Source organism: Alienimonas sp. DA493 (genome assembly GCF_043951915.1).
Classification (GTDB): domain Bacteria; phylum Planctomycetota; class Planctomycetia; order Planctomycetales; family Planctomycetaceae; genus Alienimonas.
Window position 1 is genome coordinate 20,827 of the sequence record NZ_JBINJD010000033.1, and the last position, 17,791, is coordinate 38,617.

Sequence of the window (17,791 nt, forward strand, 5' to 3'; positions counted from 1 at the left end):
GCGGGACGCGGGGCGAACGATGCCCCTTCCGCCGCGTCCCCGTGCTGCCCGGGCCACCCCGGCCCCCCTCTGATGTCCGTTCCCGCCACTTCCATTCCCCGGGTCGCCATCGTCGGCCGTCCGAACGTCGGCAAGAGCAGTCTGTTCAACTGGCTGGCGGGGGAGCGGCTGTCCATCGTCGACCCCACCGCCGGCGTCACCCGCGACCGGCTCACCCACCTCATGCACGAGGGGGACCGCTATTTCGAACTGATCGACACCGGCGGGATCGGCATCGTCGACTCGGACGCGTTGGAGGAGGAGATCGAGGGCCAGATTCGCGTCGGCCTGGAGATGGCCGACGTGCTGCTGTTCGTCGGCGACGCCCAGACCGGCGTGCTGCCGCTGGACCGGGAGGTCGCCCGCCGGCTGCACCCGCTGGGCAAGCCGGTGGTGATCGCCGCCAATAAGTGCGACAGCCCCAAGGTCGAGACCGACGCGGCGGAGTTCCTCGAACTGTTCGACGCCCCGCTGGTGACCACCACCGTGAAGGGCAACCGCGGCCGCGAGGAATTGGTCTCCGCCCTGCTGGAGGCCCTGCCCCCGGCCGGGGAGCACGAGGCCGGCAGCGGCGCCGAACTGGCGACCGAGCCGGTCATGAAGCTCGCCGTCGTCGGCCGCCGCAACGTCGGCAAGAGCACCTTCCTGAACGCCCTGGCCGGCGAGGAGCGGGTGATCGTCTCCGAGGTCGCCGGCACGACGCGAGACAGCATCGACCTGCGGTTCGAGGTCGACGGCCGGGCGTTGGTCGCCATCGACACCCCCGGCGTCCGCCGGAAGAAAAGTTTGGCGAACGACGTCGAGTACTACGGCACCGTGCGGGCTCAGCAGAGCATCCGCCGGGCGGACGTGGTGCTGATGACCTTCGACGCCACCCGCACGATCTCCAAGGTGGACAAGCAGCTCGTCGCAGACATCGTCGAGGCGCACAAGCCCTGCATCTTCGTGGTCAACAAGTGGGACCTCGCGCTGGAGGCCGACATGACCAGCGAGCGCTGGGCGGACTACCTGGAGAAGACGTTCGCCAATATGCGGTACGTGCCGGTGGCGTTCCTCACCTCGCAGGCCGGCCGGAACGTGCGGCCGGTGGTCGACTTGGCCCAAAGCCTGTTCAAGCAGGCCCGGGAGCGGGTCGGCACCGGCAGGCTGAACTCGGTGGTGCGGACGGCGCTGGAGAAGAACCCGCCGCCGATGAAGAAGAACCGGCGACCGAAGATCTTCTTCGCCACGCAGGTCGCGGTGACGCCCCCGACGATCGTGCTGAAGTGCAACGAGCCCGGGCTGTTCGCCGACGACTGGAAGCGATACCTGCTCGCCCAGTTGCGGGACCAGCTGCCCTATCCGGAAATCCCGATCCGGCTCTACTTCCGCTCCCGCGGGAAGGACGACGCCGCGGAGTCGGAGCGCCGCTGAGCCGGCCGGTCGCTGAGCCGGCCGGGCAAGTCGTTGCGGGAGGGCCCGCTGTGCGGGGCGTGCGGGTCGCTCCGGCGGTCGGCGCCGCCCTGAAACGGTGCGGCGGCGGCGGCCGATGGGTCCGGGGATGGAACGCCCGCCCCGCCCCCGCCCCGCAGTGACGCTCGCCCTTTGCGGCGCGGCGCTGATGACGGGAACCGCCGCGCTCGCCCTGCTGGCCCCCGGCCCGCCGCGGCCGGCGTTCGGAACGCTGCACGCAGCGGAGGACCTGATCCGCGCCCCGCGGAGCGGTCGGGTCGTCCGTTGGCTCGTCGAGCCCGGGGCGACCGTGCAACCGCAAACGCCGCTGGTCGAACTGGAAGACGCCGGCCGGGCGGCCGAACTGACCGCCGCGGACGCCGCGGTCGCCGCCGCCGAGGAAGCGCTCGCCGCGGCGGAGCGGGCCGCGGCCCTGGACCTGGCTTGGCGCCGGGCCGCGGTGCGGCGGGACCTGCACGCGGTGCGGACCGAGGCGGCGGACCTGCTCCGCGACCGCTTCGACGCCGCCCTGCAGGCCGCCGCCGACGGCGAGGGTCTGGAGGACGGCTCCCCCCGCTCCTCCGTGCCGACCCGCACGGTGAGCCTGCGGACCCGCTCCGCCGCGTCGGCCGCCTCCTCCGCGAACGCCGCGGAGGTGCTCGAAGCCCGCATCGCCCTGTGCGACCTGCGGGAGGCGGAACTGCTCGATTTGCTGGAGGCCCTGCCCGAAACCGTCGCCGCCGCCGCGGGCGTACCGGCCGCCTCCGCCGCGCTGGACGAGGCGAAGGCGGAGCGGACGGCACTGACCGCGGCTCCGGCGACGCTCACGGTGCACGCCGCCGGATACGGCCGCGTCGGGCGGTTCGCCGCCGCGGCGGGCGCCCTGGCCGAGGCCGGCGAACCCCTGACCGCCGTGCGGGACGACGCCCGGCCGTACGTCTCCGCCCAGGTGCCCACCGGCCGGCTCTCCCGGTTCGCCGCCGGGGCGGACGTGACGCTCGCCTTCGGGGAGGCGGACCGCCGCGACGGGTATCGCGGCCGGGTCGTCTCCGTCGGCCCGGAGGCCGGTGACGGGTTGGCGACGGTTCGCATCCTCCCCACCGGCCCGCTCTGGCCGGACCTGCCGGAGGGCGCCGTCTGCGAGGTTCGCCCGGCGGAGTGAGGCCCGCCGCCGTACCCGCGGCCCTCAGTGCGGCATGGTGACGTTCCGCGGCGGCGGGTGCGGCCCGCCGGCCGTCTGCTCCGCCGGTTCCACCTGGGCGATCTGATCCAGGGCGAACGGCCCGAACTCCTCCCGGCCGTCGGCCCCGTCGCCGACGAGCCACAGCTCCCCCCGCACGGAGCGGCGCCCGTCCGGCGTACCGACGACGGTCCGGCCGTCCGCCAGCGCGACCCGCACCGGACGGGACTCCGACGGCGGGGTCAGGCCCGGTTCGCACAGGACCGGGAACCGCTCCCACGCCCACGCCCACAGGGTTTCGCGGGTTCCGACGTCGCCGGCGAGGTCCGTCCAGGCGCTCTCCGCGAGCCGCAGGTCCCGGCGGCTCGCGACCCGACACCACGGTCGCAGGACGTTCAGCACCCACTCCCGCCGCGAGGCCGCCAGCGCCGCGAAGTCGGCCGGGAGGGCGTTCGGTTCTGCGGGATCGGCGGGCGGGGCCGGATCGACGTTCACGGGAAACTCGCGGGAAGACGTGGGCGGCGGGGCGGAACGTTCTATGCTGCCGAATCGTCCGGGGCGCCGCGATTGTGCAATCGCTCAGCCCGGCGTTCTTTCTCAACCCCCCACGCCGGCCCGTCGCGGCCGGGACCCGACCGAGGCCACCGCTCCCGATGCCCGCCGCCGTCCTCGACGCCCCCCGCACCGCGACCTCCGGCTCGTCCGTCCTCCTGCGGGAGGCGGCGTTCGGGGAGGTGGATTTCGTCACGGAGATGAAGCTCCGCACCTGGGCCCGGCAGCGGTACTGCAACGCCGGCGCCCGCCAGCCGGACTGGCACCCGGTGATCCTCGACGAGATGGAACGGATCGACCGCGAAGCGGAAGCGTAGCCCCCACGAGCCCCGACCGTCAGGGAGGGGCCCTTCACCCGCCCGCGCAGACTCCGGGCGTCGCACCGCCGTCGGCGATCACAGCGCCGCCGACGGTTGCCACGTCGAGAGCGGCCCCTCCCTCACGGTCGGGGCTCAGCGAGCGGCGTCACTCCGCGAACTGCACGTCCCCCACGGCCCGGCCGACGACGCCTTCGGTCCCCTGCCCCGGGAAGAAGGGGCCGACGCGGCGGTCGAGCGGGAACAGCAGCACGGTGTCGGCGTCCGGCGCGAGCGGGGCGTCCGCCGGTTCGTACCGCTCCTCATAGCGGGCGGTCTTGGAGAGCCGCACGTCGTTCAGCACGCCGGAGACCGGCCGGGTGAGTTCCCCGCCCCGGCCCGGGTCGCCGCCGAGGTACAGCGGCAGGTCGTTGCGGGTCCGTTTCCCCGCGCCAGGCGTGGCGCCGACGGGCAGGCCGTCGACGTAGATCCGGACTTCGGCGCCGTCGTAGACGCCGGCGAGGCGGTACGTCGTGCCGGCGTCCAGCTTCAGGCGGCTGACCGCCGTGACGTAGCGGCCGGAGCCGGCGCCGGGGGCGGACAGGTGCACGTCGAACTGCGGCACGCCGTCGTTCAGGAAGAAGGCGAACTCGCTGTTCTGCGTTTTGGCGACCAGGCCGCGCGTGCCCTTCAAGCTGGCGGCGTCCGGGGTGTAGGTGCACTCCAGCGTGAACGGGCTGTCCGCGGGCAGGCGGAAGGCGTCGTCCGCGACGCGGACCGCGGAGCCGCCGTCCAACAGGACGCCGCGGTCGGGTGCGTCCGTGAAGAAGGTTTCGGACAACCCGCCCAGCTCCACGTCCATCGGCAGGGTGCGGGTGGGCAGGGAGACGCGGGCGTCCCCGTCGATCACGTCGGCGTCGAGGACCAGTTCCGGCACGCTCTCCGGCAGGCGGTCGTCGCGGAGGGCGTAGGAGAAGGCGAACTCCGCCGTCTCGCCGGGGGCGACGGTCGCGTGCCGGTGATCCGGGGCGAAGCGCCAGCCGGCCTCGCCCCCCCGCGGGGCGATCTCCACCTCGATCGGTGTGTCCGTCGGGTTGGCGTAGGCGGCGACGTACTCTCCGTACACCGCCTCCTCCCCGAAGGTCAGCGGGGCGGATTTTCGTTGGAGTTTGATCCGACGGACCGTGTCTAGCAGAGCCAGCCGCTCCGGCGTGTACTGGCGCGGGTCGGCCACGGCGCCGACCGGCAGCATGGCGACGGTCATGCCGGCGTGGTTCTGCGGGGTGGGCTTCACGTCGGGGTCTCGGACGGTCACCACGTGCATGTGGTGCACGTAGCCCAGCACGGGCTCCTCGCCGGGAATATGGCCGCCGGTGGTGGCGAGGGCGTGGTAGGCGATGCCGTCCTTCACCCCCTCGTACCGCACCCGGTGGATGTGCCCGGCGAACACCGCCCGCACATTGCCGGCCTCCACCAGCGTTTTGTGGACTTCGTCCCAGTTGCCGTCGGCGTACCCGGCCCCGATCCAGCGGGGATGATGCAGGAAGGCGAAGACGTGCTTGCAGTCCTTCAGTTGTTCAAGCGACTGCCGGACGAAGGCGAGCTGCTCCGGGCTCATCGTCTGGGCGGCGCCCTTGCTGAAGGTCTTCTCGCCGGTGACCGGGTCGCCCTCGTCGGAGTAGAGCACGAGGAACCCGCAGCCCTTGTGCTCGAAACTGTACCAGAGCGGGCCGAAGTGCTTTTCGTACTCCGGTTCGTGCTCGCCCGGCGGCGGCTCGCCGGGGCCGCGCCAGTAGATGTCGTGGTTCCCGGCGACCGGGAACCAGGGCATGTTCAGTTCCGACATCACCCCGCGGTACTCCCGCATCTGAACCATCCACTCGGGCGTTTGGTTGTAGCCCTGGATCAGGTCCCCGACGGTCATCACCAGGTCCGGGTCCAGCAGGTTCGTGTCCTTCACCGCCTGCCTGAGGACCTCGATCCCCTCCGGCTCCCCGCCGGTGCGGTCGCCGAAGATGACGAACTGGAACATCCCCTCCTCTTGCGGGGGGACGACCTGCCGGCCCGCGTTGGGGCGGGTGGTGAAGACGGACGCCGGGGCCGCGTCGGCGGCGTGGTCATGGTCGTGTTCTCCCTCCGCCCCCGGCGGATGGCCGAAGGCGGGGGGGACGGTCCCCGCAGTGACGAGGGCGAGCGGCAGGGCGAACAGGAGGCGGTGCATACGGCCACGGTAGCCGAACGATCCGCCCCCGTCCGGCGGCGAACGGCTTAGGAGGGATGAAGAACCGATTAAGCGTTGGGCCGCGGCGGGTCCTGCGTCAACGGCAGCTCGACCCGCTGCCCGGTCCGTTGGCTTTCGTAGATCGCGAGGATCAGTTCCACGCTCTTGCGGCCCTCCCGGCCGTCCACCAGCGGCTCCCCGCCGCTGTCGATCGCTTGGAGGAAGTCCTTCAGTTGATCGCGGTGTCCGGCGTGGGAGATCGCCTTGGGGTCGGCGGCCCCGCCGCCGATCGTGTCCGGCGCGGCGAACCGTTGGCGGATCTGTTCGTCGGCGTCGGTTTCCTCGGCGAATTTCCACATCAGCAAGCTGTCCTGCTCGACGATCGCGGTGCCGGTCGTGCCGTGCAGTTCCGTCTTCTTGAGCAGCCCCGGCCACGCGGCGGTGGTCGCCTCCAGCGTGCCGAGCGCCCCGTTGGCGAATCGCACCGCGGCGACGGCGGTGTCCTCGACCTCGATCCGTTCGTGGGCCAGCGTGCCGGTCACGGCGGAGACCTCCGTCACGTCGCCCATGAACCACAGGAGCAGGTCCACGTTGTGGATCGCCTGATTCATGAAGGCGCCGCCGCCGTCCAGCTCGTAGGTGCCCCGCCAGCCGCCGGAGTCGTAGTACTCCTGCGAGCGCCACCACTTCACGTAGGTGTCGCCGAGGGTCAGCTTGCCGAACCGGCCGGCGTCCACGGCCTGCTTGAGGGCCACGTTCGCGACGCTGAAGCGGCTCTGCATGATCGTGCAGAGCTTCACGCCGGCCTTGTCGCAGGCGTCGATGATCGCGTCGCAGCGTTCGAGGGTGACCTCCAGCGGCTTCTCGACGACGACGTGCTTGCCCGCCTCGGCCGCGGCGACGGCGATGTCCCTGCGGGCGCCGCTGGGGGTGTTGATGCAGACGGCGGTGATGCGGTCGTCCGCCAGCAGGGCTTCGAGCGAGTCGAACGCCTCCCCACCGTGTTCTTCGACGAACTTGGCCGCCTTCTCCGGCGTGCGGTTATAGCAGCCGATGAGTTTCGCGCCGTCGATCTCCGCGATCGCGTTGGCGTGAAAGTTGGAGATCATCCCCGTGCCGACGATGCCGAAACCGTGCATGAGCGAAGCGGTGGAAGGTTGAAGGTGACAGGTGGAAGGCGACTGGCCCGCTACCTTGAACCTTCTTCCTTCAACCTGCCACCCTCACGTCAAAGCCACGCGGCAGAACTTTTTCTTGCCGGCCCAGACCAGCAGCCCGTCGGAAACGGGCACCTGCTCGTCGTGGGTGAGGACGGGCGATTTGTCCTCGCCGAGCTTCATGCCGCCCTGCTGGATCAGCCGGCGGCCCTCGCTCTTGCTGTTCACCAGTTCGAGGGCCGTCAGCAGATCGACGGCCTGAACGAGGCCGTCGGCGGGAGCCGGCAACGGGCGCTCGGGGATATCGGCGGGCAGACCGCCGCCGCCGATCTCCTTCTGCCAGCGGTCCGCGGCCTGGTCGGCCTCGGCGGGGCTGTGGTAGCCGCCGATCACCCGCTTGGCGAGCGTCACCTTGGCCTCCTTCGGATGGCCGGCGATGAGCGCCTCGATCTCGTCGGTCGGCAGGTCCGTCAGCAGGGTGAGGTAATCCCGCAGGTTCTCGTCGGAGACCCGCATGAACTTCTTCATCTGCTCGTACGGCTCCTCCGCGATGCCGATGTAGTTGCCCAGCGACTTGCCCATCCGCTTGACCCCGTCGGTGCCGACGAGGATCGGGCTCATCACGCCCACCTGCCCCGGTTGGCCGGCGTTGGCCTGGTAGTCGCGAGCCAGCATGAAGGTGTAAAGCTGCTCGGTCCCGCCCAGTTCCACGTCGGCCCGGATCTGCACGCTGTCCCACGCCTGCATGACCGGGTACAGGCACTCGTGCAGGAAGATCGGCTTCTCCTCCCGGTAGCGCTTGGCGAAGTCCTCCCGCGTGAGGAGTTGCGCGACCGTCACCTGCCCGCAGAGGCCGAGCAGCTCGCCGAAGCCCATCGGGTCGAACCAGTCGCCGTTGCGGTGGACCTCCGCGCTGGGCAGGTCGATCACCTTGCCGCACTGATTGAGGTAGTCCGCCGCATTGGCGTCGACCTGCTCCTTGGACAGCTTCTTCGAGCGGGCTTCGTCCCGGCCGGACGGGTCGCCGACGCGGGCCGTGGCGTCGCCGATGATCAGGACGGCGGTGTGCCCCAACTCCTGAAACTGCCGCAGTTTCCGCAGCGGGACCGTGTGGCCGAGGTGCAGGTCGATCCCGGTCGGATCAATGCCGTACTTCACCCGCAGCGGGGTGTTCGTCTCCCGGCTCTTCTGGAGCTTCGCCCGGAGTTCGTCCTCCGGCACGATCTTCTCGACGCCCCGGGTGAGCAGTTCGAGCTGCTCGTCGACGGGGGCGAAGGACACGGGCGGCAGCTTTCGGGGCGAACGGGGGCGATTCGGGATCGGGGCGGCAGGGTCGTCGCCGAGGCGGATCGTTGCAAGCGGACCGCCCCGGGCGGGGGCGGTCAGGCGGCTTTCCCCAGTCCGTCCAGCAACACCCAGGCGAGCATCAACGCATTGAACGCCGCGTGGGCTAAGATCGCCGGCCGAACCGAGCCGGTCCGCTCCCGGCTCCAGCCCAGCACGCAGGCCAGCGCGAACAGGGCGGCCCAGTCCTGCGGTTGATGGAGTAGTGCGAACAGCGCGGCCGTGCCGGCGATCGTCGCCGCCGCCGACAGCCCCGCGGATCGCAGCGAACCGTGGAGCAGCCCGCGGAACAGCAGTTCCTCCCCCGCCGGGGCGAGCGCGACGGCGCTGAGGCAGACCAGCGCCCACGTTCCCGCCGACCCTTCGACGAGTTGAAGGAGCAGCGGATTCGACCCCTCCACCGTGCGGGCCGACAGGGTGGCGACGAACGCCGCGGCGGTCGGCGGGAGGGCCAGCAGGAACGTGACCACCCCGTCGCGGAGGTCGTCGACGAGGGAGCGGGGCGACGGTTCAACCTTTGGCGCCTCGCCCCGGTTCGTCGCGACCGCCCAGACGCCCGCCGCCCCGGCGGCGATCGCCCCGGCCCGCAGCACGGTGCGGACCAGCGGGGACACGGCCTCCGCCGGCAGCAGCCCGGCGAACAGCGTCGCGAGGACCCACACCCCCACGCCCGCCGCGGCGCCCCACAAGGCGACCGTTTTCGGCTCCGGCGGCCCCAGAACTCGCTCTCGTCGCAGCCAGCGGTAGGCCGCAACACCCCACGCCGCCACGCCGAGGGCGACCGCAACGAGAACCAACAGCGTGCCGGGCGGGGGAAGATTCACGTTCAGACTGTACCCTCCCGGCATGGCGACGATCCTCGACGACATCCTCACCCGCACCCGGGCCGACCTGAAAACCCGCGAGGCGGCGGTCCCGCTCCGCAAGCTGGAGGCCGCCGCCGCGGACGCCCCCCCGGCCCGGGATTTCACCGCCGCCCTGCGTCCGGAGAACCGGGCGGCGGGCTCGCCGCTGGGGCTGATCGCCGAGGTGAAACGGGCCAGTCCATCCGCCGGGCCGATCGCCGAGGGGGCGGACCCGGTCGGCGTCGCCCGCACCTATGAGGCGGCGGGGGCGAACTGCGTCAGCGTGCTGACGGACGGCCCGTTCTTCGGCGGGTCGCTCGACGATCTGAAGGCCGTGCGGGCGGCGATTGGACTGCCGGTTCTGCGGAAAGACTTCATCGTCTCCCGCTACCAACTTGCCGAGGCCCGGGCCGCGGGGGCGGACGCCGTGCTGCTGATCGCGGAGTGCCTGCCGGGCGAGGGACTAACCGCTTTGCACGCCGCCGCGGGCGAGTTCGGCCTACACACGCTGATCGAGCTGTACGAGCCGGAGCACATGCCCCGCGTCGCCGCCCTCGCCGCGGCGGCCCCGGGGCGGACGGTCGTCGGCGTGAACAACCGGGACCTGCGGACCTTCACCGTCGATCTGGAGCATTCACTCCGCCTCGTCGCCGATTGTCCGGCGGGGGTCACGTTCGTCTCGGAGAGCGGCATCCGGACCCGTGCGGAGATCGACCGTCTCGCCGCGGCCGGCGTGGGGGCGGCGCTGATCGGCGAAACGCTGATGCGGGCCCCGGACCCCGCGGCGAAAGTGCGGGAGTTGGTCGGGTCGTTCGAGCCGGAGTGAGGTCGTTGGCGCGACCCGCGCCGGCCGGCCGACAGCCAGATTGATCGCCGCCGTCCGTCTCGCCGCCCGCTCAATGCCCGTCGAACACGTCCTCTGCGTTCCCACCGCCACGTTTCGGGAACTGGGATATTTCCAAGGGTTCCAAACGGATACCGCCGCTCTCGCGGGGCTGCTCGATCCGGCGAACACCCTCTATCTGCCGCGGCCGGAGGCGGAGGAGGATCCGACGCACAAGCAGCTGATCCCCTACTGCGTGCTGATCGCCCGGGCGGCGGGGCCGGACGGGGCGCCGGTCGAGCGGGTGTTCGCTTACCGCCGCGGCGCCGGCGGCGGGGAGGCCCGGCTGGCGGCGAAGATTTCCTGCGGCGTCGGCGGCCACGTGAGCACCGTCGACCGCGACGCCCTCGCCGCGGCCGGTTCCAGGAACGGCTCGGCCGCCGCGGACGATCTGTACCGGGAGGGCATGCGGCGGGAGTTGGAGGAAGAAGTCGCGATCCCCGGCGGCTACGCAGAGCGACTGGTCGGCCTGATCAACGACGACGCGACCGAGGTCGGCCGGGTGCACCTTGGGGTGGTGCACCGGCTCGACCTGCGTCAGGAACGCCCCGCCGATCCGCACAACCGGAAAAGTTTCCCGCAAGTGACGCCCCAGGAGGAGACGATGATCGACGTGGGGTTCTACGACCCCGCGGCCCTGCTGGCGGATCCGGCGAGGCTCGAATCGTGGACGCGCATCGCCCTGGAGGCGCTGTTCCCGACGGCGGATCGCCCTTGAAACAGGGGCGTCCGGTCGGGACGAAGCGGGGGATCCGTCAAAGGGTTTTCCCGGTGCGTGGCTCCTGCTAAAACGCTCCGGCCGGCTGGATGCCGGAGTTTTCCCGCCCGAGACGAAGGAACGTCCCCGATGCCGGCCCCGGATCTGACCCCCACCGCTCCGACCGGCGCCGCTCCCGCGGGGGCTGCGGCCGGCTCCCTCGGCATGAGCCGCCGACTGTTCGGGGCGGCCCTCGCCGGCGCCGCGAGTTTCGCCGCCGCCGGCCCGCTGCGGGCCCAGGAAGCCCCCGCCGAAGCCGCGGGCGAACCGGAGCCCCTCCCCGTCGGCGGTCTGACGGAGGAGTCGCTCGGCGCCCTGCTCGCCGCGATCGGTCTGAAGCCGTCGAAGGAAAAGAGCCGCTACGACTTTCAGTTCAAGACCACGCTCGAGGGCGAGCAGTGGGACTTCACGATGTCTGCGGTGCTCTCCCGCAACCTCCAGAGCCTTTGGGTGATGGCCTGGCTGGACGAGCTCCCCAAGACCGCGGCCGCGGTCCCGCGGAGCGCCCTGCTGAAGATGCTCGCCGCCAACGACCGGATGGGGAACGGCAAGTTCTTCGCCTACATCCCGGCGAACCGGCGGTTCGTGCTGCAGCGGGTCGTGGCGAACGAGGACATGTCCAACGCAAAGGTCCGCGGGCTGCTGATCGATCTGGGCCGCAGCGTGCGGGCCGAGTACGGTGTGTGGAGCACCGAGGGTTGGGTCCAGAAGGTCCCGGACGCGGCCAGCGCCGCCGCCCCGAACGCGCTGCCGGCGAAGCGGATCTCCGCGAACGATCCGAACTACGGCGGCGTCAGCCGGAACTAGCGGCCGCGCGGGATCGCCCCCGCGTCGCTGCCGCCCCGCCGCCCCGGATTTCGTTCCCGCGAATCGTTCCCCGATGACGCCTCCCGCGACACTTCGGCAGAAGGCGGAGTTCGCCGCCTTCCGAACCGTCGCGGCGGCGCTCTCCGCCCTGCCCGCCCCCTCCGCCGCGGCCCTCTGTCGCGGGTTGGCGGCGGTCGTGTGCGCGCTGCCCGCCAAGTGGACCCGCGGCAAGGTCGCCCGGGAGAACCTGAGGATCGCCTTCCCGGAGCTCTCCCCCGCCCAACTCGACGAGCGGGTGCGGGCGATGTGGACGCATCTGTTCCGTCTCGTCACGGAGATGGCGACGTTCGACCGCAAAGTCCGTCGCGGCAACATGACGGACGTGATGTCGTTCCGGAACCGGGACGAGACGGGGCGGGTCCTCAACAGCGGGCGCCCGGTCATCATGTTGAGCGGGCACTTCGGAAACTGGGAGGCGTCCGCTGAGTCCTTCGGGGCGTTCGGCATTCCCCTCTCCGTGGTGGCCCGGGATCTGGACAACCCGTTGATTCATCGCTGGTTCGCCGAGCGCCGGCGGGCCAGCGGCGGTCGGCTGATCTCCAAGAAGGGCGGCGGCGGCGAAGTCACGGAAGTGCTCGAGGCGGGCGGGATCGTCGGGCTGCTCGCCGATCAGGACGCCGGCTCCCGCGGCCTGTTCGTGCCGTTCTTCGGCAAGGACGCCAGCACCTTCAAGTCGATCGCCCTGCTGGCGATCGAGTACGACGCGCTCGTTCTCGTCGCCTACGCCCGGCGCCTGCCGGACGACTTCCGCCGCAACCGTTGGGTTCGGTTCGAGATCGGCGCAGAGGCGATTCTCGACCCCCGGGACTTCACCGAGGGGTCCGCGGTGAAGGATTTCACCGCCGCCTACACGGCGGCGCTCGAACGCGTGGTGCGGCGGAGCCCGGAGCAGTACTTCTGGGTGCACCGCCGCTGGAAAAGCGTGCCGAAGCCCCGCGGCCGCAAGGCCCGCGAACGGGCCGCGGCGCTGGAGAAGGAACGCCGCGCGGCCGCGGACGCGGGCGGCTCCTCCGCCGCCCAGGCCGTGGCGGCCTGACCCCGATCCGGCCGCGACGAACTCCGGAGGAGCGCCTTAGGATGAGGGCATGTCCCGCGTGCGCCTCTGTTCCGTCCACGACGTTCGCCCCGGAGCTGCGGGAGAGTTCCCGGTCGGCGATCGGCTGGTGGCGGTGTTCCGGTTGGCCGAGCCGCGGGACGGCCGCGAATGGTTCGCCCTCGACGGACTCTGCCCGCACGCCGGCGGGCCGCTGGGGGCGGGGGCGCTGACGGGGTGCGTCGTCACCTGTCCGTGGCACGGCTGGCAATTCGACGTGACGGACGGCTCGCACACCCTCACCCCGCAGATTCAGCACGAATCCTTCCCGGTGATCGTCGAGGAGGACGCCGTCTGGGTGGACCTCCCCGAGCCGGAGTGAGGCTCATGGCGGCTCGACGCGGCGGGTCGGCTTCGTTCGGTCCGGTCGAGTTTGCCGGCCATCGCGGTGGGGCCGGACGTGCGGGGCGGGTCGGTCGATAGGAACCCCCGGCCGCATCGTTCGGAGACGCGCCGGCCGTTCCCGCTCGCCCTCCCCTCCCGGAGAGACCCCATGCGCCCGGTCCGCCGCCCGTCGCCCGCCGCCGCCCGCCATGGTCGGCGTTCGCTGCTTGCCGCCGCCGCCCTCTGCGTCGCGGCGCCGACCGCCGGCGCCCAGACCTTCGGTCTCGTCCCGGACGGCTCGGGCGCCCCGGCGTCGGCCTCGGCCTCGGCGAAAGAACCGAACGCGCTGGTGAGCTGGCTCACCGCTCGGCCGGGCGGCTCCGTTGCGGCGGCGGGGACCGGACCCGAGGTCGTTCCGGCAGGCTATCGCCCCGCGTCCGGACCCGTCGCGACGACGAGCGGCTACGAAGTGCCCTGCGTGGGCGAGGCCCCCTGCGGCGGCGGGACGGCTTGCGAACCGGCGCCGCAGCGGCGTCTGTTCGGCGGGCTGGCGCCGGTCCATGGTTTGGTCCCGGACGGGGGCCACTGTCCGCCGCCGGCCGCCCAGTCGATCAATCCCCCCGGCACGCGGCAGAAGGAATCGGGCGGTCTGAAGTGGCCGCCGTTCCCGCGATCGACGGCGCCGCGGGCCTCGGTGAAGACGCAGTTACACCACGCCCACTACTGGCCGCTGCCGTACAGCTGTCAGGATCGGGCGTACGTGCGGGGGCTGCTCGCCGCGCAGGTCGCCGCCGGTCGGGCGGAACACGCGGCGCTGCACGGCTTCCACTTCGATCCGGAAACCCATCTGCTGACGAACGCCGGCCGCGATCATCTGCAGGTCGCGGCGGTGGCGGCGGCTTCGGCGGGAACCGTCTCGCCGATCGTCGTCGCCGCCGGGGCGGCGCCGGAGGTGGGCGCCGCCCGGCTTGCCGCGGTGCGGGAGGCGGTCGTGGAGATGGGCGCCCCGCAGTTGGCCCCCGCGGTGTCGCTGGGCGTCGCCCCGCTGGCCGGGCGCCCCGCCGAGGAGATTGACCGGCTTCGCCGCGACGAACTGCAATCGACGCCGCAGCCGCGCGTGCCGGTGACGAACGCCAGCGCCGTGACGACCGGCAGCTGACGGCTCCCCGCCGCCGAGCAACCCCGGCCGCTGTGGCGCCCGGCCGCGGTCGCCGTGCCAGTTCCTCAGGAAGCCGTCGGCCGCTCAAGATTGCGGGTCGCGCCGGTCGATCCGAGCACAGCGGCTCCGCCGTGTTTGCCGTCCGTTCCCCCGCCCTTGGGCCGCCGATGTCCGTCCGTCCGTTTTTCCGGCCGACCGACTTCGCCCGCCGGTTCTCCCGCGCCGCCGCCGTGGCGGGGGCCTGCGGCGCCGCCGGCCTGTCCGGCTGCGGCGCCACCGGGGCGAACCTCGCGGAAAGCGGCGGCGGGGCGAAGTCCTGGTGGTCCCCGCCGGCCGTGTTGGCGAAAGCGACTTCCCTGACCCCGCCGGGGCTTGTGGCCGATCCGGTGCCGGCCTCCCGGGACGAACTGGAGAACCCCGCGGCGTTGGATCTGGCGTACGCCAACCTGCGTTCGAACGGTCAGGCGAGCCCGTCCGGCCGGGAGGACGCGGAGCAGGCGTACCGTCGGGTCCTCAAGGAGGATCCGAAGAACGTGGAAGCGCTGATCGGCCTGGCCCGCCTGATCGAGACCGGCGCCGGCGACCGGCCGGGCGAGCTGGACGAGGCCGAGGACGCCTACCGGAAAGCCGTGGACGCCGCCCCGGCGGACGCCCGCCCGTTGCTGGCCCTGGGCCGCTTCCAGGCCGACCGCGGTCGCTGGGGGGAGAGCGCCGCGACCTACGGCCAGGCGGCGGAGCTGGCGGAGGACACCCGCCAGCGTCGTACCGCCCGCCACGGCCTGGCGGTCGCGACGGCGATGAGCGGCGACATCGAAGGCAGTCGGGAGCACTTCGTCGCCTCCGTGGGCGAGGCGAGCGCCCACTTCAACGTCGCGGAGCTGTATCGCCGCGCCGGCGATCGCGATGCGGCCCTGCGGGAGTTTCGCCTCGCCGCCGCCACGAACACCGGCGACAACCCGCAGTTGGCCCAGGTCGATCAGATGATCGCCGCGCTGGAGGCGGCCGGACCGACCTCGACGCCGGCGAACGCGCTGCCCGCGACCGCTCGACCGGCCGGGGCGGGGCGGGAGTCGCAGCCGACGCAACTCGCGACGACGCCGACCCGTGCGCCGGTGGATCCGTTCGCGGGCGATCCCGCGCCCTACGTCGACCCGCCGGGGACCGGCCGGGTGACGCCGGCCGCCTCGCTGGGCGGGGGAACGAACGCCTCGGCCCTGTACTCCACGCCGCAAACGCCCCCGACCGCCCGGTCGAGCGACCCGGCGGCGGAGGCGGACGTCCCCCCGCCCTGGCCGTTCCCCGCGAACGGCTGAGGCGCCGCCGGCCGCTTCAGGTCGGGAGAACCGGGCGACGGTATCCTGCCGGGCGATGAGCGCCCCCCGCCCCGCCGACGCCCGTCCGATCGCCCCCGATCCGGCCGCCCTGGCGGCGATCGCCCGGCTGCCGCTGGGCCGCCGCGGCCTGGCGGACGGCACGCTGGCCGGCGCCCACCGCGGCGGCCGGGGCGGCTTCAGCGTGGAGTTCGCCGGGCACCGCCCCTTCCAATCGGGCGACGACCCGCGGCGGATCGACTGGCGAAAACGGCGCCACGTCGCCGCGGGGCTGTCGGCGAACGAGGGCTGGTTCGTCAAACAGTTCGAGGCGGAGACCGGGCTGGCGGTGCACCTCGTCGCGGACGCGTCCGCCGGAATGGCCTACCGCGGTCCCGCGGCGGACGGCGGCCCCGGGCTGCACCCGGACAAGTGGCGCTACGCCGCGACGGCGGCGGCGACGCTGGCGGAGGCGGTCCTGCGGCGCCGCGACGCCGTCTCGCTGACCGTCTTGGGCGGGCGGCGGGCGGGCGGGAACGGGGCTCCGCTGCCGGCCTCCGCGGCGCCGGCCCACGGGGCGGCGATCTGCGAAGCGCTCACGCGGACCTCCCCCGCCGGTTCGTTCGACCTTGCCGACGCCCTCGGAGCGGCGGCCGGGCGGTGGACGCGGCGGGGCGTGGTCGTGCTGCTCTCCGACCTGCTGACGGACGCGGATCGATTGTTCGCCGCCCTGACGGACCTGCGGCGCCGCGGGCACGAGGCGGCGGTTCTGCGGACGCTGGCCCCGGCGGAGGTCACGTTCCCGTTCGAGAAGCCGCGCCGGTTTCGCTCGCTGTTCGGCGGGCCGACCGTCTCCGCGGGGGGGGCCGACGGGGGGGCCGCCTACCGGGCGGCGTTCGCGGCCCATGCGAAGGAGCTGACCGCCGCTTGCCGCCGGGGCGGCGTGCCGCTGACCGCCGCCGTCGTGGACGAACCGCTCGCGGCGGCGCTGGGACGGTTCCTCACGGACCGCGCCGGCCGGGCGTGACGCCGCGGGGACCGTGATCCGGGGCCGGGGCGGCGGGGGCGTGAGCCGTCTTGACCGGTTCGCGCGCCACGATCTAGGACCCGTTCGCCGTCGGTCGGCGCCCCGCGAAGGATCGGGATCGCTCCGCCCGTCGGTCTTCCCGCTCCCCGCACCCCGACCGGACGCGCCACGATGGCCGACGGGACCCCCGCCCCCGAATTCCCCACGGCCGACGCCCCCGCCGGCCCCGCTCCCGCCGCCGCCCCGGCGAAGAAGAAGCCCTGGGCGCTGCTGATGGGCGGTACCTTCGCCCTCGCCGCCGCCGGCGTGGGGGCGATGCAGCTGATCGATTCCGAACCCGCCAAGGCCGCGCCCAACGCCGTCGCCCCGGAGCAGGCCCCCGCGGTCGCGGACGGCTCCAAGGTGCTCGCCAAGCTGTCGGACGGCAAAAACAGCTTCAAGATCACCCAGGATCAGGTCGAGGCGGAGTGCCTGAACCGCTACGGCGTCGAGGTGCTGGAGTCCATGATCAACCGGGCCACCGTGAAGATGGCCTGCGAAGCCCGCGGCGTGTCCGTGACCGGGGCCGAGGTGAACGCGGAGATCCTCGCCGCCGCCAAGAAGTACGAGGTCGACCGTGACACCTGGCTGCGGATGCTCGAAGCCGAACGCGGCGTCACCCCGACGCAGTACGCCAACGACGTGATCTGGCCGAAGCTGGCGCTTGAGAAGCTGGCGGACACCGAGGTGACGGTCACCCCGGAGGACGTGCGGAAGGCCTTCGTCCGCACCTACGGGCCGAAGGTGAAGGCCCGGATGATCATGACGGACAACCTCCGCCGGGCTCAGGAGATCTACAGCCAGGCCGCCGCCAACCCGGAGAACTTCGGCGCCCTCGCCCGGGAGTACAGCATCGACGAGGGCAGCAAGGCCCTCGACGGCGTGATCCCGCCGATCAGCATGTACGGCTCCGAGGAGACCGCCGAGCTGGAGCGGAAGGCCTTCGGCCTGAAGGACGGCGAGATCAGCAGCATCATCCAGCTCCCGTTCCCGGGCATGCGTCGGTACGTCATCATCAAGCGTGAGGGCCTGACCGACGCCGCCTCCACCAAACTGGACGAGGTCCGCCCGCTGATCGAGGAGGAACTCCGCGAGCAGAAGGTCCAGGAGGCCGTCGCCAAGGTCTTCATGGAGATCCGCGACCGCACCGTGGTCCACAACTTCCTCACCGGCGAGGTGAAGGACCCGCGGACCGCCGCCGCCAAAACGCCGGCGACCCGCTGACCCGATCGCCCCCGGCGAAACCCCGTCGCCCCGGCCGCCCACG

At 72.5% G+C, this 17,791-nt stretch carries 17 protein-coding genes; 12 read left to right on the plus strand and 5 right to left on the minus strand.

The genetic code is table 11. The features are described 5' to 3' along the window. The first annotated feature begins 72 nt into the window (after positions 1 to 72). Both der and ACG2DA_RS07395 read left to right on the plus strand, forming a co-directional pair. The gene (gene der / locus ACG2DA_RS07390) at positions 73 to 1,452 is read left to right on the plus strand and encodes a ribosome biogenesis GTPase Der (protein ID WP_395254896.1); all 1,380 of its coding nucleotides are present in this window, start codon (positions 73 to 75) and stop codon (positions 1,450 to 1,452) included. Between the two features lie 127 nt (positions 1,453 to 1,579). Then, entirely contained in the window at positions 1,580 to 2,632 is a 1,053-nt protein-coding gene (locus ACG2DA_RS07395) for an HlyD family efflux transporter periplasmic adaptor subunit (protein ID WP_395254897.1), read from the plus strand. 24 nt (positions 2,633 to 2,656) lie between these two features. On the opposite strand, the gene ACG2DA_RS07400 is transcribed toward ACG2DA_RS07395, so the two are convergent. Continuing rightward, positions 2,657 to 3,145, minus strand: a complete 489-nt coding sequence (locus ACG2DA_RS07400) for a hypothetical protein (protein WP_395254898.1) — start codon at positions 3,143 to 3,145, stop codon at positions 2,657 to 2,659. 158 nt (positions 3,146 to 3,303) lie between these two features. Between ACG2DA_RS07400 and ACG2DA_RS07405 the strand changes: the two genes are divergently transcribed. After that, entirely contained in the window at positions 3,304 to 3,519 is a 216-nt protein-coding gene (locus ACG2DA_RS07405) for a hypothetical protein (protein WP_395254900.1), read from the plus strand. A 148-nt stretch (positions 3,520 to 3,667) separates the two neighbouring features. On the opposite strand, the gene ACG2DA_RS07410 is transcribed toward ACG2DA_RS07405, so the two are convergent. The 4 genes from ACG2DA_RS07410 to ACG2DA_RS07425 all read right to left on the minus strand — a co-directional run bounded on the left by ACG2DA_RS07410 (position 3,668) and on the right by ACG2DA_RS07425 (position 9,068). After that, entirely contained in the window at positions 3,668 to 5,719 is a 2,052-nt protein-coding gene (locus ACG2DA_RS07410; protein WP_395254901.1) for a LamG-like jellyroll fold domain-containing protein, read from the minus strand. Positions 5,720 to 5,787: 68 nt separating this feature from the next. Beyond that, a complete protein-coding gene (locus ACG2DA_RS07415) occupies positions 5,788 to 6,858 on the minus strand; it encodes a Gfo/Idh/MocA family protein (protein ID WP_395254902.1) in 1,071 nt (356 codons plus the stop codon). Between the two features lie 84 nt (positions 6,859 to 6,942). Further along, the gene (tyrS, locus tag ACG2DA_RS07420; protein WP_395254903.1) at positions 6,943 to 8,157 is read right to left on the minus strand and encodes a tyrosine--tRNA ligase; all 1,215 of its coding nucleotides are present in this window, start codon (positions 8,155 to 8,157) and stop codon (positions 6,943 to 6,945) included. A 101-nt stretch (positions 8,158 to 8,258) separates the two neighbouring features. Continuing rightward, the gene (locus ACG2DA_RS07425; protein WP_395254904.1) at positions 8,259 to 9,068 is read right to left on the minus strand and encodes a lysostaphin resistance A-like protein; all 810 of its coding nucleotides are present in this window, start codon (positions 9,066 to 9,068) and stop codon (positions 8,259 to 8,261) included. Between ACG2DA_RS07425 and trpC the strand changes: the two genes are divergently transcribed. The 9 genes from trpC (at position 9,067) to ACG2DA_RS07470 (ending at position 17,748) form a co-directional block, all read left to right on the plus strand. Beyond that, a complete protein-coding gene (gene trpC / locus ACG2DA_RS07430; RefSeq protein ID WP_395254905.1) occupies positions 9,067 to 9,891 on the plus strand; it encodes an indole-3-glycerol phosphate synthase TrpC in 825 nt (274 codons plus the stop codon). The two genes, ACG2DA_RS07425 and trpC, sit on opposite strands and share 2 nt — an antisense overlap. Before the next feature lie 73 nt (positions 9,892 to 9,964). Further along, positions 9,965 to 10,666 carry a phosphoesterase gene (locus tag ACG2DA_RS07435; RefSeq protein ID WP_395254906.1) on the plus strand — a complete coding sequence of 234 codons (702 nt, stop codon included), beginning with the start codon at positions 9,965 to 9,967 and terminating at the stop codon, positions 10,664 to 10,666. 129 nt (positions 10,667 to 10,795) lie between these two features. Further along, complete coding sequence (locus ACG2DA_RS07440; RefSeq protein WP_395254908.1) at positions 10,796 to 11,512, plus strand: hypothetical protein; 717 nt, start codon at positions 10,796 to 10,798, stop codon at positions 11,510 to 11,512. A 73-nt stretch (positions 11,513 to 11,585) separates the two neighbouring features. Then, complete coding sequence (locus tag ACG2DA_RS07445; protein WP_395254909.1) at positions 11,586 to 12,608, plus strand: lysophospholipid acyltransferase family protein; 1,023 nt, start codon at positions 11,586 to 11,588, stop codon at positions 12,606 to 12,608. Between the two features lie 49 nt (positions 12,609 to 12,657). Then, positions 12,658 to 12,987: a Rieske (2Fe-2S) protein gene (locus ACG2DA_RS07450; protein WP_395254910.1), complete on the plus strand. Its 330-nt coding sequence runs from the start codon at positions 12,658 to 12,660 to the stop codon at positions 12,985 to 12,987. A gap of 171 nt (positions 12,988 to 13,158) precedes the next feature. Next, entirely contained in the window at positions 13,159 to 14,148 is a 990-nt protein-coding gene (locus ACG2DA_RS07455) for a hypothetical protein (protein WP_395254911.1), read from the plus strand. A gap of 167 nt (positions 14,149 to 14,315) precedes the next feature. Then, positions 14,316 to 15,461, plus strand: coding sequence for a hypothetical protein (locus ACG2DA_RS07460; protein WP_395254912.1), 1,146 nt, complete (start codon positions 14,316 to 14,318; stop codon positions 15,459 to 15,461). Between the two features lie 55 nt (positions 15,462 to 15,516). Continuing rightward, entirely contained in the window at positions 15,517 to 16,485 is a 969-nt protein-coding gene (locus tag ACG2DA_RS07465; RefSeq protein WP_395254913.1) for a DUF58 domain-containing protein, read from the plus strand. 171 nt (positions 16,486 to 16,656) lie between these two features. Further along, entirely contained in the window at positions 16,657 to 17,748 is a 1,092-nt protein-coding gene (locus tag ACG2DA_RS07470; RefSeq protein ID WP_395254914.1) for a peptidylprolyl isomerase, read from the plus strand. Positions 17,749 to 17,791: the final 43 nt, after the last annotated feature.